Source organism: Dactylosporangium thailandense (assembly GCF_059739745.1).
Window position 1 is genome coordinate 5,810,742 of record NZ_AP029195.1, and the last position, 16,862, is coordinate 5,827,603.

The 16,862-nt window shown below is 73.1% G+C and carries 17 protein-coding genes; 10 read left to right on the forward strand and 7 right to left on the reverse strand.

Annotated elements, in window-relative coordinates:
* Positions 1-25: 25 nt before the first annotated feature.
* Positions 26-2,287, reverse strand: a complete 2,262-nt coding sequence (locus AC6JBM_RS25390; RefSeq protein WP_497986072.1) for a putative bifunctional diguanylate cyclase/phosphodiesterase — start codon at positions 2,285-2,287, stop codon at positions 26-28.
* Positions 2,288-2,326: 39 nt separating this feature from the next.
* A complete protein-coding gene (locus tag AC6JBM_RS25395) occupies positions 2,327-3,103 on the reverse strand; it encodes a protein kinase family protein (RefSeq protein ID WP_497986073.1) in 777 nt (258 codons plus the stop codon).
* Between AC6JBM_RS25395 and AC6JBM_RS25400 the strand changes: the two genes are divergently transcribed.
* From AC6JBM_RS25400 to AC6JBM_RS25415, 4 genes are all read left to right on the forward strand, one after another.
* Positions 3,102-3,554: a hypothetical protein gene (locus AC6JBM_RS25400; protein ID WP_497986074.1), complete on the forward strand. Its 453-nt coding sequence runs from the start codon at positions 3,102-3,104 to the stop codon at positions 3,552-3,554. The genes AC6JBM_RS25395 and AC6JBM_RS25400 overlap by 2 nt on opposite strands.
* Before the next feature lie 25 nt (positions 3,555-3,579).
* Positions 3,580-4,299: a histidine phosphatase family protein gene (locus AC6JBM_RS25405; protein WP_497986075.1), complete on the forward strand. Its 720-nt coding sequence runs from the start codon at positions 3,580-3,582 to the stop codon at positions 4,297-4,299.
* Positions 4,286-5,146 carry an NAD(P)H-hydrate dehydratase gene (locus AC6JBM_RS25410; protein ID WP_497986076.1) on the forward strand — a complete coding sequence of 287 codons (861 nt, stop codon included), beginning with the start codon at positions 4,286-4,288 and terminating at the stop codon, positions 5,144-5,146. The genes AC6JBM_RS25405 and AC6JBM_RS25410 overlap by 14 nt, the downstream gene beginning before the upstream one ends.
* Positions 5,147-5,223: 77 nt before the next feature.
* Positions 5,224-6,228 (forward strand): sporulation protein, encoded by a 1,005-nt coding sequence (locus AC6JBM_RS25415; protein WP_497986077.1) that lies wholly within the window; start codon positions 5,224-5,226, stop codon positions 6,226-6,228.
* A gap of 592 nt (positions 6,229-6,820) precedes the next feature.
* On the opposite strand, the gene AC6JBM_RS25420 is transcribed toward AC6JBM_RS25415, so the two are convergent.
* Both AC6JBM_RS25420 and AC6JBM_RS25425 read right to left on the reverse strand, forming a co-directional pair.
* Positions 6,821-8,200 (reverse strand): hypothetical protein, encoded by a 1,380-nt coding sequence (locus AC6JBM_RS25420; RefSeq protein WP_497986078.1) that lies wholly within the window; start codon positions 8,198-8,200, stop codon positions 6,821-6,823.
* Positions 8,201-8,336: 136 nt separating this feature from the next.
* Complete coding sequence (locus tag AC6JBM_RS25425) at positions 8,337-8,681, reverse strand: DoxX family protein (protein WP_497986079.1); 345 nt, start codon at positions 8,679-8,681, stop codon at positions 8,337-8,339.
* Positions 8,682-8,858: 177 nt separating this feature from the next.
* Between AC6JBM_RS25425 and AC6JBM_RS25430 the strand changes: the two genes are divergently transcribed.
* From AC6JBM_RS25430 to AC6JBM_RS25445, 4 genes are read left to right on the forward strand one after another with little or no spacing between them, the layout of a single operon-like run.
* Positions 8,859-9,632: a class II aldolase/adducin family protein gene (locus AC6JBM_RS25430; RefSeq protein WP_350614517.1), complete on the forward strand. Its 774-nt coding sequence runs from the start codon at positions 8,859-8,861 to the stop codon at positions 9,630-9,632.
* Between the two features lie 10 nt (positions 9,633-9,642).
* Positions 9,643-10,893 (forward strand): amidohydrolase family protein, encoded by a 1,251-nt coding sequence (locus tag AC6JBM_RS25435; RefSeq protein ID WP_350614515.1) that lies wholly within the window; start codon positions 9,643-9,645, stop codon positions 10,891-10,893.
* A gap of 10 nt (positions 10,894-10,903) precedes the next feature.
* A complete protein-coding gene (locus tag AC6JBM_RS25440) occupies positions 10,904-11,695 on the forward strand; it encodes a FadR/GntR family transcriptional regulator (RefSeq protein ID WP_497986080.1) in 792 nt (263 codons plus the stop codon).
* A 35-nt stretch (positions 11,696-11,730) separates the two neighbouring features.
* Entirely contained in the window at positions 11,731-13,008 is a 1,278-nt protein-coding gene (locus tag AC6JBM_RS25445) for a lipopolysaccharide biosynthesis protein (protein WP_497986081.1), read from the forward strand.
* A 7-nt stretch (positions 13,009-13,015) separates the two neighbouring features.
* Here the strand turns inward: AC6JBM_RS25445 and AC6JBM_RS25450 are convergent, their stop codons facing one another.
* Positions 13,016-13,981 (reverse strand): ABC transporter substrate-binding protein, encoded by a 966-nt coding sequence (locus tag AC6JBM_RS25450; protein ID WP_497986082.1) that lies wholly within the window; start codon positions 13,979-13,981, stop codon positions 13,016-13,018.
* 80 nt (positions 13,982-14,061) lie between these two features.
* On the opposite strand from AC6JBM_RS25450, the gene AC6JBM_RS25455 reads away from it, so the two are divergent.
* Together AC6JBM_RS25455 and AC6JBM_RS25460 are read left to right on the forward strand one after the other, a co-directional pair.
* Positions 14,062-14,904, forward strand: a complete 843-nt coding sequence (locus AC6JBM_RS25455; protein WP_497986083.1) for a LysR family transcriptional regulator — start codon at positions 14,062-14,064, stop codon at positions 14,902-14,904.
* A 75-nt stretch (positions 14,905-14,979) separates the two neighbouring features.
* A complete protein-coding gene (locus AC6JBM_RS25460; protein ID WP_497986084.1) occupies positions 14,980-15,507 on the forward strand; it encodes a hypothetical protein in 528 nt (175 codons plus the stop codon).
* Between the two features lie 5 nt (positions 15,508-15,512).
* Here the strand turns inward: AC6JBM_RS25460 and AC6JBM_RS25465 are convergent, their stop codons facing one another.
* A complete protein-coding gene (locus AC6JBM_RS25465; protein ID WP_497986085.1) occupies positions 15,513-16,652 on the reverse strand; it encodes an oxalate decarboxylase family bicupin in 1,140 nt (379 codons plus the stop codon).
* A complete protein-coding gene (locus AC6JBM_RS25470) occupies positions 16,649-16,861 on the reverse strand; it encodes a hypothetical protein (RefSeq protein WP_497986086.1) in 213 nt (70 codons plus the stop codon). Before AC6JBM_RS25470 ends, AC6JBM_RS25465 begins: the two co-directional genes overlap by 4 nt.
* Position 16,862 lies beyond the last annotated feature (1 nt).

Sequence of the window (16,862 nt, forward strand, 5' to 3'; positions counted from 1 at the left end):
ATACGAGCAAAAGCGAGGAAGGCCGTCAGCCGACGGGTTCGAGGACCGCGTCCGCGGGGACCGGGTGGCCGAGCAGATACCCCTGCACCCGGTCGCAGCCGAGGCCGCACAGCAGGTCGTAGTGCTCCTCGGTCTCCACGCCCTCCGCGACCGTCACCAGCCCGAGACTGCGCGCCAGGTCCACGATCGCCCGCACCAGCGCGGTCTGCCCGGCCACGTCGTCGCGGCTGTGCGGCAGGAACGAGCGGTCGATCTTGAGGATGTCGATCGGCAGGTCCCGCAGGTAGGCCAGGGACGAGTACCCGGTGCCGAAGTCGTCGATGGCGACCTTCACGCCGATCGCGCGCAGCGCCGTCAGGTGCGCGATGGTCTGCTCCGCCTGCGGCCCGGCGCCGACGAGCACCCCCTCGGTGATCTCCAGGGTGAGTGCGTGACCCGGCAGCCCCGAGGCGGACAGGGCCGCGTGCACCCGGGCCACGAAGTCCGGCTCGGCCAGCTGCCGCGGCGAGACGTTCACGCTCACGCCCGCCCCGGTGGCCGCGTGCCACGGGGCGGCGTCCCGGCAGGCGCGGTTGAGCACCCAGTCGCCGAGCGCCACGATGAGCCCGCTCGCCTCCGCGGCCGGGACGAACCGGTCCGGCCCGATCGGCGCCGCGCCCGGCGGGCACCAGCGCACGAGCGCCTCGAAGCCGACGGTGCGGTCCCCGCCGAGCGCGACGATCGGCTGGTAGTGCACGGCGAGCTCGTCGGCCGCGAGCGCGGCCCGCAGCCGCTGCGCGGTCTGGCTGCGCTGCAGCTGCCGGTCGCGCAGCGGCTCGTCGAAGGCGACGACGCGGTCCTTGCCGGCCGCCTTCGCCGCGTACAGGGCCACGTCGGCGTCCGCGAGCACGATCGTCGCGCTGTAGCCGGCGCTGAACCCGCGCGCCCCCGCCGTGCCGGAGACGAACAGCTCGGAGCCGTTCACGTCGACGGGCCGGCGCAGCGCCGCGAGCAGCCGCTCTCCCCGCTCCAGCAGGTCCGGCTCCCCCACGCCCGGGCACAGCAGCGCGAACTCGTCCCCGCCGAGCCGGGCCAGGGTGTCGCCCGGGCTCAGCAGCGCCTCGAGCCGGCGGGCCACCTCGACGAGCAGCGCGTCGCCGGTCGGGTGCCCGAAGCGGTCGTTGACGTCCTTGAACCCGTCGAGGTCGAACAGGATCAGCCCGCCCCGGCCACCGGCCGCGAGCAGCTCGGTGAGCCGGTCGTCGAGCAGCCGCCGGTTCGGCAGCCCGGTGAGCGCGTCGTGCAGCGCGTGGTGGCGCAGCAGGGCCTGCATCTGCGACTGCTGCCGCAGAGCGTCCTGCAGGTCGAGGGCCCGGCGCCGCTCGACCCGCCCGGCGTGCCCGAGCCGGATCACCAGCAGCAGGGCGGTGACGGCGGTCGGCACGAGCGGTACCACGACGTCGGGCACGTCGAGGCTGGGCTCGCGCAGCTCGCGCAGCAGCGACCAGGCCGTGGCCGCCGGCCCGACGAGCACGACGACGGCGACTACCACGGTGCCCCACGTGGCCGACGACGGGCGCTCCGGCGCCGGGGGCAGCGCGGCCGTCGGGTGCAGCACGGACGCGCCGAGGAACAGGTAGGTCGCGGCCCAGCCGGCGGACGTGATCCCCGAGCCGGCCCAGGCGCCGCCGCCGGAGGCCGAGACGAAGTACAGGATGTCGGACGTGAGCAGGCACGCGGCCCCGCCGAGCAGCAGCAGGTGGGTGGCCCGCAGCGCCCCGGCCGCGACCACCATCCGCACCGCGGTGGCGAGGATGAGCAGGTCGAGCGCCGGGAACAGGGCGACGCTGAGACTGACCGAGTGCTCGGGCCGGTCGCGCACGAACGGGTCGTACAGCGCCACCCAGGTGACCACGACGGCCGTGCAGAGCGCGACTCCGGCCTCGGTGAACCCGGCGAGCGCGGAGCCGTACCGGTGCACCGCCGGCTGCCCGAGCAGCGCCGCGCCGATCAGCGGGTACATCGCGAAGTAGATGCCGTCGACGAGCGGCAGGTCGCCGCCGGTGCCGCCGAGGCCGAGGTCGGCCGCCCAGCACAGGTTCGCGGTCAGGGCGCAGCCCATCGCGGCGACCGCGATCCACCAGGCCCGCCGGCGGGCGACCCGGCCCGCGCGCAGGCGGCGGACGATGACGGTGATGGCGACGGCGCTGCCGAGCGCGTAGACGAGCTGGCGTTCGAACACGGGCAGCAGCGGAGCGGCCAGGACGACGGGCAGCCCGCCGACGACGTACCACATCCATGCCCGCATGCCCTCAACTGTTCCCGCCGCCGGGTGCGGCCCCGGTGCTCAGCCGGTTGCTCTCCGGGCCAGCCAGTCCCGTGACGCCCCGCCGAGGGCCGCGGCCGTGCTCGCCAGCCGGGGATGATCCGCGGCACGCGCCGCCAGGTCCAGCAGGAAGCCCGCGTGTGCGGCCAGGAACGCGTCGATCACGCGCGGCGGGAGGTCGCGGGTGAGCGGGTTCGCGGCGCACAACGCCTCCGCGTCGGGCGAACCGGCCATGAGCATGAGCGCGTCGCAGTACGCCGGGCCGACCCACGCGTGCGCCCAGTCGACGATGAAGACGCGCTCCGGCGACACCAGCGCGTTGAACAGGTAGAGGTCCCCGTGCAGGAGCGTGTCGCCGGCCAGGTCCAGCGACTCGAGCCCGGCCAGGCGCGGCCGGGTCGGCGGGCGGATGGGGGCCGGCGTCAGCGCGCCCGCCATGGCCGTCACGGTGTCCAGGACGCGCGGCAGGTCCGCCGGGCCCGGCAACGAGGCCGCGACGAACTCGAACCCGAGCACCGCCCACGGGCCGTCGTCGAAGGCGAAGAGCAGCTTCGGCGACGGTACCGATGCCGGAAGCGCGGCCGCGACGACCGCCTCGCGCCGGTGGAAGTCGCGCACCGCCGGGTCGGCGGCCGCCTTCACGAACACGTCCCGCCCGTCGGCGAGCCGCAGCCGGGCCGCCGCCCCCTCCGAGTGCCCGCCCGCAAGGTCGACGGCGTCGGCGACCGGGCTTCCCAGGCGCTCCCGCACGCCACCGCGCACCGGCTCCGGCAGCGCGGACCACGATACTGTCCCCATGGCCGAACAGTACGTGTCCGCGTTCGCGATCGACCCCGCCGAGCTCGCCGCCGCCACCGCCGGCAACCCGCCCGAGATGCACGAGATCGGCCGGGCCATCCTGCCCGGCCGCGGCTGGCACAGGCTCGCCAAGGCGCTGCGCCACTGGGGGCTGCCGGGCGTCGCCGCGGTGTGGAAGCAGCCGTACCAGGCGCCGTGGGCCGAGCAGCCGGTCGGCAACGACCCGTGGCCGTTCCCGATGCACGCCCCGGCCGCCGCGCTGGACGGCCTCGCCGCCGAGCTCGAGGCCTTCGACACCGGGCGGATCTACGAGGAGTACCAGCACCTGCCCGACGGCGACGACGACGTCGAGGAGGCCGCCTGGCTCGTCGGCGAGAAGCTGCCGCAGTGGGTGGCGGCCGCCCGCGAGCAGGGCCGCGATCTTTACCTGACCCGGGACGGCTTCAAGTAGCCCGGCGCTGGGTACCCCGGCACGCATGGCGGAACTGAGCTGGCTGGGCGTGGTGCGGCACGGGCAGAGCGTCGGCAACGTGCGGGCCGAGGCGGCCGAGCGCGGCGGGCTCGAGGTCATCGACCTCGCCGAGCGCGACGCCGACGTGCCGCTGACCGGGCTGGGCCGCGAGCAGGCCGCCGCCGTCGGGCAGTGGGTCCGCGGGCTGCCCGCGGGCGAGACGCCCGAGTTCGCCGTCGTCTCGCCCTACCTGCGCACGCGGGAGACGGCGGCGATCGCGCTGGGCGGGACCGGGATCGCGATGCGGTACGACGAGCGCCTGCGCGACCGCGAGCTCGGCGTGCTCGACCTGCTCACGAACCGGGGCGTGGCCGCGCGCCTTCCGCAGGAGGCGGCGCGGCGGCAGCGGCTCGGCAAGATGTACTACCGGCCGCCCGGCGGCGAGTCCTGGTCCGACGTGCTGTTGCGCCTGCGCAGCCTGATGCGCGACGTGCGCGCCGACCATCCCGGCGGGCGCGTCCTGCTCGTGGGGCACGAGGCGATCGTGATGCTGGTGCGGTACCTCGTGGAGGGCCTCGACGAGGAGACGCTCATGGCCCTGTCCCGCTCGACGGCCATGGCCAACTGCTCGGTGAGCAGCTGGGTCAACGCGGGCGGGGTGCTGCGCCCCGAGCTGTTCAACGAGGTCGGCCACCTGCGCACGGCCGCGACGACGACCCAGGAGTTCGTCGGTGCCGACGACTGAGGTGATCACGCCCCGCGTGCTGCGCGACTGGCCGCTGCCCGAGCCCGGCGGCGACAAGCACGACCGCGGAACCGTGCTCGTCATCGGCGGCTCGCGCACCACCCCCGGCGGCGTGCTGCTGGCCGGCGTGGCCGCGTTGCGGGCCGGCGCCGGGCGGCTGCAGCTGGCGGTGACCGGCAGCACGGCCGCGGCCCTGTCGATCGCGGTGCCGGAGGCGAAGGTGCTCGGGCTGCCCGAGACCCCGGAGGGCAGCGTCTCGGCCGAGCTGCCGCGAGCGCTGCTCGATCAGGTGGCCGAGGCCGACGCGGTCGCGCTCGGGCCGGGCCTGGACAACATCGAGGAAACGCAGAAGATCCTGGCAACGGTACTGGCCGAGGCCGCCCCGGAATCCGCGGTCGTGCTCGACGCCTACGCCCTGGGCGCGCTGAGCCGCCGCCCGGAGACGCTCGAGCACGCCAAGTGCGGGGCCGTGCTCACCCCGAACCGCACCGAGGCGCGGCACCTGCTCGGCCGCGAGCCCGGCGACGACCTGGCCGCCGAGGCCGCCGCCCTGGCCGGCCGGTACGCGGCGACGGTGTGCCTGCACGGCTACGTCGCCGACCCGGACGGCACGGTCTGGCGCGAGGAGAGCGGCGCCGCCGGCCTGGGCACCTCGGGCAGCGGGGACGTGCTCGCGGGCCTGGTCGCCGGCCTGCTCGCGCGCGGCGCCGAGCCCGCCCAGGCCGGGTGCTGGGCCACGTACGCGCACGCCGTGGCCGGCCAGCGCCTCGCCCCCCGCTTCGGCCGCACCGGCTACCTGGCGCGGGAGCTGCTGGACGAGGTCGCGTACACCATCGGCACCGTCTGACCCGCGACCGTCCCTCACCCGCACGGGGATCACTGTTTGCGGAGACCGTACAGTGCCACGTGCTAGTGTCAATTGCCATGGTGTTCAAGAAGATGCTCGCCGCCTTCGGGGTTGGCGGACCGAGCGTCGACACGGTGCTCGACACCCCCGCCGTCCAGCCGGGCGGCTTCATCGACGGCCACGTCCACGTCCAGGGCGGCGATCGCGACGCCCGCATCGAGCACGTCGTGCTCTCGCTCGTCACGCGCGTCGAGGTGGAGCGCGCCGGCTTCGACCGCGAGGCCGGCCTCGAGCTGACCCGCACCTCGGTCGCCGACCACTTCACCGTGCGCGGCGGCACCACGGAGTCGATCCCGTTCCGCCTGGCGGTGCCGTGGGAGGCGCCGATCACGAACGTGTACGGCCAGCACCTGCGCGGCATGGTGATGGGCGTGCGCACCGAGCTCGAGATCGCGGGCGGCCGCGACAAGGGCGACCTCGACCCGGTGTCGATCACGCCGCTCCCCGCCCACCAGGCCGTGCTGGACGCGTTCGCCGAGCTCGGCTTCCGCTTCAAGCACGCCGACGTCGAGCACGGCCGCCTCCACGGCGTGCCGCAGCAGCTGCCGATCTATCAGGAGATCGAGTTCTGGCCGCCGCAGCAGTACGCGGGCCGCGTCAACGAGGTCGAGCTGACCTTCGCGACCAACCCCGCCGGCGTGGAGGTCATCCTGGAGTTCGACAAGCGCGGCGGGATGTTCCGGCCCTCGCAGGACATGGTCAGCCGCTTCAGCATCGGCCACGACGGCGTCGAGGGCACCAACTGGACCGCGCTGGTGGACAGCTGGGTGCGCCAGGCCACCGACCGCCACTTCACGGCGATGCAGTCCGCCCACGGCTACGGCCCCGGCGGCTACGGCCACGGCGGCCCCGGCGGCTACGGCCACCCGGGCCAGCAGGGCCACGGCCGCCGCGGCATGGGCATGGGCACCGTCGTGGCCGCGGGCGCCGCGGGCATCGTCGGCGGCCTGGTGGCCGGCGAGATCATCGACGAGGTGTTCGACGACGACGGCGGCGGCGAGGACTTCGGCGACTTCGAGTAGTTCGGCACAAGACGGGTAGCGGGCGGCCGCCCGCTACCCGATCGGACACCACGGCCGCGGCCCTGCCGATCGCGGCGAAACGCTCCGGCACGCTCTTCGCCATGCGCCTCGCGGTCGTCGATCCTCTGCCGATGTACCGCCAGGGTCTGGTCACCGTCCTGTCGGGCGCCGGGCACACCGTGGAGGCTCCGGACGATCCGCTGGCGTGGGTCCGCCGTGGGCGCGACGGTTTGGTGCTCCTGACGCTGGAGGCCGAGTCGCACTGGACGCTCCTCGAACAGCTCCGGATGGGGCCGGACGCCTACCCGATCATCGCGATCCTGGCCCAGGACTCGGCGATCATGGGAGCCAGAGCTGTGCGGTCGGGCGCCCGGTCGGTGCTCGCGCGGGAGGTCACCGCGGCGGTGCTGACCCGCACGGTCGAGGCGACGATCGGCGGCCAGGCCGTCCTGCCCGCCGCGGTGGCGTCGGTCCTCGCTGAGGGCGGCGAATCGCCGGACAGCGTCCAAGCGCTGCTGACTCCCGAACAACAGAGCTGGTTACGACAACTCGTCGCCGGCGTGACCGTCGCGCGCCTGGCGGAGCAGGCCGGCTATTCGGAGCGGGCCATGTTCCGGTTGTTACAGGAGCTGTATCGACGCCTTGGTGCCCGCAATCGCCTCGAGGCGATCGTTCGTGCCCAGGAGCGGGGATTGCTGTTGCACCGGCCCGTCGCCAGCAGCGCGGCCGCAGTCAGCTCGGCGACTGCCGAACGGCACCGGCGTTGAGCCAAGCCAGCAGCGGGTCGAGCCGCTGCCGTTCGGCCGGGGTGGCCGTCTCCCGCACCAGGAAACTGATGAACCTGTCGTGCCCGGTACTCCGCGATCTCGTCGGCGACCGCCTCTCGCCGGCTGCGGAGGCGGGGGCTCGGCCAGCCCTGGTCGGCCTCGATATCGATGGCCTCGATCGCGTGGTAGGCGTCCATAGTCAACTTCGCTCGGAGCCAGGCGTCGAGCTCGGCGAGATCCGTGTCCGTGATGACGCGCTCGGCCGGGGCCTTCGAGGCGCGCACGGCCGCCAGACGCACGGCCGCGGCCGCCAACAGCCACCGAATGTCTTCCTCCCCGGCGGCGCTGTCGGCCGCCGTCCAGTCCAAGGCGCCCTGAGCCTCGTCGCCGGGAAGAAAGTAACGGCCGTCGACCTCGCGCACGACGTGGCGGCTGAGCCTCTCGAGCTCGTAGCCGATGCGGCGCGAGTCGAGCTCCGGTTCCTCCGAGTTGACGACGCAGGCCACGTCGTCGCTGCTCACTGGGGTGGCAAAGGCCGCAAGGGCGTCGTAGACCCGTGCCCTTGCGGGCCGGAACGTCCGGCGCAGCCGATCGAGGAGGCGTTTGTCGACGTGTTCGGCGCCGCCGTCCTGCTCGACCCAGGCCCGCACCTCGAGCGCCAGCGATTCCGCCGTGTCGCCGTCGTCGCTGTCAATGATGGCGTCGAAGATCTCCGCGAGCCGCGGCCGACCTCCCAGGTTCTGGCACAACGTCCTCAGCCGACCGTCAGCCAGTCGGGCGGACGAGTCCTGCTTCGCGCCGGACCGCTCGCGAACGACCCTGTTGAAGTACTTGGACGGCAGGCCGTGGACCTCGATGAGACTGCCCGGCAACCAGGTCTCCAGCGCGCTGGACGGCTTGGGAATCGCGTTGGTGATGAGGACGACCTTGATCCGGTGCCTCCTGGTCGCGAGCGCCTCCAGCGACTCGTCGAGCGCGAGATCCGTCATCCGTCGGTCCTGGTTGAGCAGGCGCTCGGCGTTGTCGATGACGATGACCGCGCGTTGTCGCCGGAACCGGGTGACCGCCGTCTCCAACCGGCCAAGCAGAGATTCGTCGAACGGTGGAACGGGACTGGCCGGCGGCTCGCCCTCGGCGCCGAGGTCCCGCAGGACGGTGACCGGCCACGGCCCGGCTCCGGTCGCTGCCGCCCGTTGCGGTCGCACGGCGGACAGCACCGCGATGGCCGCGGCGATGATCCCGCCGGCCTTGTCGCCGACGTCCAGGGCAGTCGACAGCGCAAGAGAGCCGCGCGCGGAGGGCTCAGGTCAGGAGCCCTCCGCGGGCGGGGGCCGCAATGCTCTACAGGATCGAGAGCACGCCGGCGGCGATCGACAGGAACAGCAGGAACGAGGCCGGGCCGAGGCCGCTGCGGTCGCCCGCCTTGAGGTGCGCGGCCACGGCGCCGATGAAGTACAGGGTCAGGCCGGCCGCGGCGGCGGTTCCCAGGGGCCGGTACGCCAGGCCGACGAGCAGGCCCAGGGCGCCCGCCAGTTCGGCCGTGGCCAGCCACGGGTACCAGCCGTGCGGGACGGCGGCGCGGTCCAGGTTCTGCACGACGGCATCGGCGCGGCGCAGCTTGCCGATCGCCGAGCCGATCAGGATCAGGGCCAGCAGGACACTTGCGACGAGATACCCGATGAACATGTCGCCTTCCGTAGCTCGTGGTCGATGGATCCATGGTGCGGCCCAGCCCGGCGACACGAAAGCTCGGGGCCCGCAAAACGCCGCAAAGGCCGCGGTGAACCAGGCCAACCAAGCGATTGCTTGACTCCAGCCCTTCCGATTGCTAAATCTTTTAAAAGATTTACACGGAGGTGGTCAGTGACAACCGTGACCGAGAAGCCCGGCGGGACCGCCGTCTGGGCTCCGAAAATCACCCCGCCCATCGGTGTCGACCTCACCGACGCACAGGCCCTGGCCTGCGCGTTCCGCATCCTGGCGAACGCCGGCTTCAGCGAGAACATCGCCGGGCACATCACCATGGTCAAGAACGACGACGGCGACATGTGGATCAACCCGTGGGGGTTGTGGTGGGACGAGGTCTCCGCCTCGGACCTGTGCGTCGTCGACCGTGACGGCGCCGTCAAGGACGGCAAGTGGGACGTCACCCCGGCGTTCCACATCCACACCGAGCTGCACCGCGCGCGGCCCGACGCCCGCGTCGTGGTGCACAACCACCCGTACTACGTGACCGTGCTGGCCGCGATCGGCGTGCTGCCCGAGATCGTGCACCAGACGGGGTCGATGTTCGACGGCGATCTGGCGTTCGTGCACGAGTACACCGGCGAGGTCGACGACGCCGAGCTCGGGGCCGATCTCGCCCGGCGCATCGGCGACAAGTCCGTCGTCATCCTCGCCAGCCACGGGATCATCGTCACCGCGCCGACGATCCAGGAGGCCACGTACCGCTCCGCGAGCATCGACCGCGCCTGCAAGCTCGCCTACGACGTCATGCTCCTGGGCCGCGATCCCCTCGCCATCGCCCCCGGGCTGCGCCACGGCATGAAGAAGTCCCTGCTGGAGCGGGGATCCGACTACTTCTGGGCCGGCGCGGTCCGCAAGCTCCTCCGCCACGAACCCGACGTCCTCGATTAGGAGACACCCCATGGCTTCGATCGACGAACTCCTGACCAATACGAGCTTCACCACCGCCGCCCGCGACAAGGTGACGTTCCTGCCCGACCCGCCGCGGCAGCCGCGCAAGTACACCTTCATCTCCGTCGACGACCACATCGTCGAGCCGCCGGACGCCTTCGAGGGCCGGATGCCGGCCAAGTACGCCGAGCAGACCCCGCGCGTCGTCGACAAGGGCGGCAGCCACGTCTGGATGTACGACGGCAAGGAGTTCCCGAACGTCGGGTTCAACGCCGTCGTCGGCCGGCCCGTCGACGAGTACAGCATGGAGCCGAGCCGCTTCGACGACATGCGCCGCGGCTCCTGGGACATCCACGAGCGCATCAAGGACATGGACCTGTCGGGCGTCTACGCCTCGCTGTGCTTCCCGTCGTTCCTGCCCGGCTTCGCGGGCCAGCGCCTGCAGCTGTCGACCCAGGACCCCGAGCTGGCGCTCGCGGCCACCCGGGCGTGGAACGACTGGAACATCGAGGCGTGGTCGGGCGCGTACCCGGACCGCATGATCCCGTGCCAGCTGCCGTACTTCCTCGACCCCGAGGTCGGCGCGAAGGAGATCTACCGCAACGCCGAGCGCGGCTTCAAGGCGGTGACGTTCACCGAGGCCCCGCATATGCTCGGGATGCCGTCGCTGCACACCGGCCACTGGGACCCGATCATGCGCGCCTGCGCCGAGACCGGCACGGTGGTGAACCTGCACATCGGCTCGTCGAGCAGCTCGCCGTCGACCGCCGAGGACGCGCCGCCGGACGTGGTCGGCGTGCTGTTCTTCGGGTACTCCATGTTCTCGGCCGTCGACTGGCTGTACTCCCGCATCCCGGTCCGCTTCCCCGACATCAAGATCGTGCTCTCCGAGGGCGGGATCGGGTGGGTGCCGGGCCTGGTCGACCGGCTCAACCACATGCTGAGCTACCACGAGATGTACGGCACCTGGAAGGGCATCGAGCTCACCCCGGCCGAGGTGCTGCTGCGCAACTTCTACTTCTGTGCGGTCGAGGACCCGTCGACGTTCCCGCTGCGCGACGTCATCGGCGTCGACCACATCCTGCTGGAGCAGGACTACCCGCACTGCGACTCGACCTGGCCGCACACCCAGCGCACGATCGAGGAGGAGATCGGCGGCCTGCCCGAGGCCGACGTGCGCAAGATGACGTGGGAGAACGCGTCCAGGCTGTACCGGCACCCGGTTCCGGAGGCCGTGCAGCTGGACCCGGACGCCTACTAAGCTCACGGCCGTGGAGCCCCGGGTACGCGTCCATCGGCTCGCCGAGCAGGTCGCCGACCGCATCCGGGCGCAGATCATCAGCGGCGAGCTGGCCGACGGCGACCCTCTGCCCAAGGCCGACGAGCTGATCCGGCGCTATCAGGTCAGCGCGCCGACCCTGCGCGAGGCGATGCGCATCCTGGAGGCGGAGGGCCTCATCACGGTGCGCCGGGGACGGCTGGGCGGTGCCGTCGTGCACCGGCCGTCCCCGGCCAACCTCGGGTACAACCTCGGTCTCGTGCTCGCCGCCCAGCGCTCCGGCATCGGTGACGTGGCGGCCGCCCTGCGTCACGTCGAGCCGGCGTGCGCGGCGCTCTGCGCGGCCCGCGGTGACCGGGCGCACACGGTGGTACCGCGCCTGCGTGAGCTGCACGAGGAGTACCTGGCGAGCATCGGCGACCTGCCCACGGTGGTGGGCGTGTCCCGGCGCTTCCACGAGGCGCTGGTGAGCCTGTGCGGGAACCCGCCGCTGATCGTGCTGGCCGGGGCGCTGGAGGCGCTCTGGTCCAGCCACGAGGAGGGCTGGGCGAGCCGCACGGAGCCGCGAGGGGTCCCGCTCAGCCAGCGCGAGGAGTCCGGAGCGGTACACGGGAGGATTCTGGAACTGATCGAGGCGGGCGAGTCCGAGGCGGTGCACCAGCTCGTCGCGGCCCACCTCGCCTCGGCGCAGCGCAACCCGCAGCCGGTCGGCTCGCTCGCGATCGACCTCACCCTCCTGCGTGAGCTGATGCTGCCGCCGGGCGAGGCAGGCGAGGCGGACTGAGGGCGCCTGCTACGTTCGGCGCATGAGTGGGGCACATGGCTGAGGTTCGCGCGCTCGCGCGCAACTCGGCCATCGCGGCGGGCGCGGTCGTCGCCAACGGCCTGCTGAGCGCGGTGATCCTCGCCCTGTGCGCGAAACTGGGGCAGACCGCCGAGATCGGCGCCTACACGGTCATGACGTCCGCGCTCGCGTTCGTGCTCATCTTCCTCAGCGGCGGCTCGACGCTGCTGTACCTCAACGGCACCGAGGAGCAGCGCGCCCTCGTGCGCAGCCAGTGGATGCTCGTCGTGGTGCCCGGCCTGCTGCTGGGCACCGTGGCGGTCGGCGCGTTCTACGCCACGAAGGGGTACGGCCTGGCCGCCCTCGCCGCCGCGGGCGTGGTCGCGCTCGGCAACGGGCTCGCCACGCTGCAGCTGTCCGACTTCAGCCGCCGGATGCGCTTCCTGGCCAGCGCCGTGCTCATGTGCACCAGCAAGGCGGCCTCGCTGGTGATGGTCCTGCTCGGCGTCCCGCTCACCGTCGCCCTGGCCGGCGCCGGCCTGGCCCAGCTGCTCGCCGGCGAGCTGGTGCTGGGCAAGCACGGGTCGCTGCGGGCGAACCTGCTGCACGGGCTCTCGGTGCGCAAGGCGATCCAGGGGTACCGCTCCAGCCGCCACCTCTTCGGCTTCTCCCTCGCCGACCTGTACGTCGCCCGCTTCGGCACGCTCGTGCTGTCCCTGGTCGCGACCCCGGCCGTGATGGGCAGCTTCGGCGCGATCGTGACCGCGTACCAGGCCATCGGCGGCGTGGTGCAGTCCGCGCTGCAGGTGCCGATGGTGGCGCGGGCGCGCAGCCGGCTCGGCATCGAGCACTCGGCGCACCCGGCCGGCTTCTCGATCGGCGTGGCCCTCGCCTGCGCGATCCCCGGGGCGGCGATCGTCGCCGTCCTGGCCCCGTTCCTCACGCGCACGGTGCTGTCCCTGCCGCACCCCGACGCGGCCACCTGGCTCGCCGTGTTCATGCTCGCGCTGCCGTGCCTGGCGGTGACGCGGGCGCTGCTGTTCAACTGGATCGGCGACGGGCACTACGGCCGGGCCACGAAGGCGATGACCATCGTCGCCGCCGTGCTCACGGTCTCCGTCGCCGTGGGCGTGCCGCTCTGGGGCCCGCTCGGCACCGCGGGCGCGACGGCCGTCGCCGAGGCCGCGGCCCTCGCGATCATCCTCGCCGGGCTGGGCCGGCGCGGTGAGCCCCGGCGCCCGGTGCCGCTCGAACCGCCCGTGACGGCGCCCCCCGCGGCCGAACCTCGCGGGGCCGGCTCCCGGGCCGGATGACGCCGGACTAGGTGTCCAGCAGCTCGGCGCTGAAGATCTCCCCGACGCTCCACCGGCGGCTCGACAGCCCCTGCTCGTGGTGGTACCGCAGAAACGTGTCCAGCGCCGTCCGGTTCGCGGCGATGCCGTAGGGCCACCAGTCGGGCCCGAACAGCGCCTCGTTGCGCTCGTCCAGCGCGTTCGCCCACGGCAGCATCGTCGGCGCCTGGAACAGGCGGCGCCGCGCCCGGTACCGGTCGGCGCCGGTCTCCTTCGCGGCCAGGAAGGCGTCGTAGATCTCGCGCGCCAGACCCGGGCGGGACGCGAGCAGCCCGCGGGGCGCCGCGATCGTGTGCATGATCGGGAAGATGCCGGTCCGGCGGTACCAGTCCCGCTCGACCGTCTCGTAGTCGCCGAACAGCCGCCGGATCGCGGGCGAGCCGTCGAGCACCGGCTGCGGGACGTTCGCGGTGAAGAGGGCGTCGATCTCGCCGCGCTCGAGCATCCCGCTGAGCGTCGCCCCCTCCGGCGCCGCGGCCACCTCGACGCCGGCCGGGTGCGGGTGCGTCGTGAAGCCGAACGGCGGCATCGGCCGGTCGAGGCCGCCGATCACCCAGCGGTTGTCCTCGGGCCGGAAGCCGTACTCGTCCATCAGCACACCCTTCGCCCATACGCCGGAGTCCTGGCCGTACACCCCGAACTCCCCGATGGTCCGGCCGGTGAGGTCCTCCGGGCGCGTGATGCCGCTGTCCGCGTGCACGAAGACGCACGAGTGCCGGAACACCCGGGTGGGGAACGCCGGGACGGCGAGGAACGGCGCCCCGTTGTCCAGCGAGCGCAGGTAGAACGTGAGGCCGAACTCGGCCACGTCGGCCTCGCCGTCGACGAGGAGCCGGAAGACGTCCACCAGCGTCGGTGCCGTCCGCACGGTGCCGCGCTCGAACAGCGCCTCCGTGGTGTCGTTGCGGCCGATGGCCACGCGCAGGTTCTCCATGCCTTCAGCGTTGCCCCGCCGCGGCGCTCGCGTCCAAGACCTTCCGTGTCCGCCGCATACCGTCTGGGTATGGTGCGCACGTGGACCTGCGGTTGCTGCGGTACTTCGTCGCCGTGGCCGAGGAGCGGCACGTCGGGCGGGCGGCCGCGCGGCTGCACATCACCCAGCCGCCGCTGAGCCGGGCGCTGCGGCAGCTCGAGGCCGACCTCGGCGCGACCCTGCTGGAGCGCACCCCGCACGGCGTGACCCCGACTGCCGCGGGCGAGGCCCTGTACGAGGAGGCGACGACGCTGCTCGATCAGGCCGACCGGCTCCGGGCCCGGGTGCGGGCCGAGGCCGGCGCCGAGACGCTGACCATCGGCACGCTCGCCGACACCGCCGGATGGGTGAGCGGCCGGCTCGTCGCCGACTTCCGCCGCGAGCACCCGCACGCCTCCGTCACCGTGCACGAGTCCGGCCTCGGCGACCCGACCGCGGGGCTTCGGGCCGGGCTCGTCGACGTCGCGCTCACCCGGACCCCGTTCGACGGCGCCGGCCTGCGCACCCGCGTCCTGAGCGCCGACCCGATCGGCGTCGTGGTCCGCGCCGACGACCCGTTGGCCGGCGCCGGGCCGGTGTCCGTCGCCGCGCTCGCCGCCCGCCGCTGGATCCGGCTGCCGGACGGCACCGACCCGCTCTGGGCCGCCTACTGGACCGGCCCCGCCGCCCCGGACGCGCCGGTCATGCGCACGATCCAGGAGTGCCTGCAGTCCGTGCTCTGGAACGGCACCTCGGCGCTCGCGCCGCTCGGCCAGCCGCTGCCGCCGGGCCTGGTCACGGTGGCCGTCGACGACCGCCCGCCGAGCCGCCTGGTGCTGGCCTGGCGACCGGCCCGCCTGACGCCGCTGGCGCGCTCGTTCGTCCGGATCGCGGCGCGGGCCTGACGGCGGTGACCGGCCCCGCGAGCCCGGCAGCCGCCGCGGGTCTGGGGCATGGAGTGGGGTGGCTACAGTACGACGGTGATCGACGCCCCCGCCCCCGCGCCTCGCGTCCGCCAGGGCAAGACCGCGCTCGTGCTCGCGAGCGTCAGCCTGGTGCTCTCCCTGATCTCGTGCGGCGTGACGGCTCTCGTCGCGAGCACCGCCGGCATCGACCTGCTGCCGGTGCAGTCCAAGCCGGTGGAGGCGAGCGCGGCCCAGGTCGAGGCGGTGGCGCACGTGACCCTTCCGCCCGGGACGGTGCTGCTCGCCGCCGCCTACACCAACGGCCTGGAAACCCGTCTCTCGGCGAAGTTCCGCATCCCGCGCACCGGGCTCGACGCGTTCGTCGCCGCCGGGAAGTTCACCGCCCCGCCGACGCCGGGGCTGCGGGCCGTCACGGCGGAGCACAACGTCGGCGGGGGCAACCTCTGGGACCCCGGCACCGCGGTGTCCGTGTCCGGCATCAAGGAGGAGCAGCCGACGGCGGACGGCACGTACCGGTCGGTGCTGTTCGGCCTCGACGCGCCGGACGCCGTCACCGTCTACCTCTACGCCGGGCGCGGCTGACGGGCTCAGGCCGTGATGCGGGTCTTCGTCTTCGGGATGGACTCGACGACCCGGCGCGGGAGGTTCAGCGTGTCGGCGGCCACCTGCGGCGGCGTGTTCGCCATCCACTGGCTCAGCGAGATGTCCTCGAACTTCGGGTTGCGGAACATCTCCAGGAACACCAGCGGCTCGCTGCCGGTGTTCTCGACGTAGTGGCCGAAGGCGAACGGCACGTACCCGACGTCGCCCGCCTGATAGTCGAAGGTGCGGTTCTGCCCCGAGCTCGCGAAGACGCCCATGCGGCCGCGGCCGGAGATGTAGTACTGCCACTCGTCGTCCGTCGGGTGCCAGTGCAGCTCGCGCAGGCCGCCCGGCTCGATCTCGACCAGGGCCGCGCTGATGGTGTCCGAGGCGGCGAAGTTCGTCGAGTCCGCGACCCGGGCCCGGCCGCCGTCGAAGTACTCCGGCTCCTGGGCCAGCAGGCGGTGCTTGAAGCTGCGGGGCACGTCGCCGGTCGGGCTGACCACCTGGTCGCGCTCCAGCGGCGGGGGGACCTGGCCGGCGAAGATGTACTTCTCGCGCTCCGGCAGCCGGTCCAGGTGCTCGGGCGACCAGCCGAAGTTCTTGGCGATGACGCTCTTCGGGGTGTGGGCGAAGAAGTCGCTGATCATGAACGTCGAGTTCTCCGAGAACTCGCCGTCGTCGAAGACCAGCAGGAACTCCACGCCGTCGTCGAGGGCCTGGATGTGGTGCGGCACCCCGTGCGGGAAGAACCAGAGGTCGCCCTTCGTCACGTCCTCCAGGAAGTTGCGGCCCTCCTGGTCCACGGCGCCGATGCGGCAGCTGCCCTCGAGCACGTACGCCCACTCGGACTGCTTGTGCCAGTGCAGCTCCCGGTAGGCGCCCGGGTCGAGCTTCATGTCGACGCCGGCGAGCTCGGTGGCGATCGGCAGCTCGCGCTGGGTCACCTCGCGGGTCCAGCCGCCGTCCTCGATGCGCGTGTGGGCCATCGACATCGAGAACTTCAGGTTCGGCAGCGTGCCGGCATCGGTCTCCGGCGGCGCGAGCAGATCGGGGTTCTGCCGGTCCAGCTCCACGTTGCGCGGCCCGGTGTCGGGGCCGCCCTCGAGCCCGCGCTCGGGCTGGGGGATGCTTTCGGGACTCATGTGCGCTCCTTCGGGGATTCGGCGGACCGCGGGCGGCACAGCGCGCGCACCTGCGGTACACCTCCGGACATCAGCACGGCGGCGGGAATCGCCACGGCGCAGAAGACGAGGGCCAGCACCGCGACCGGGCCGGCCCCGAGGACGAGGGCGAGCGCGGCGGCAGCGGCGAAGGCCAGCATGCGCGACCGCAGCCGAGGGAGCGTCGGCATC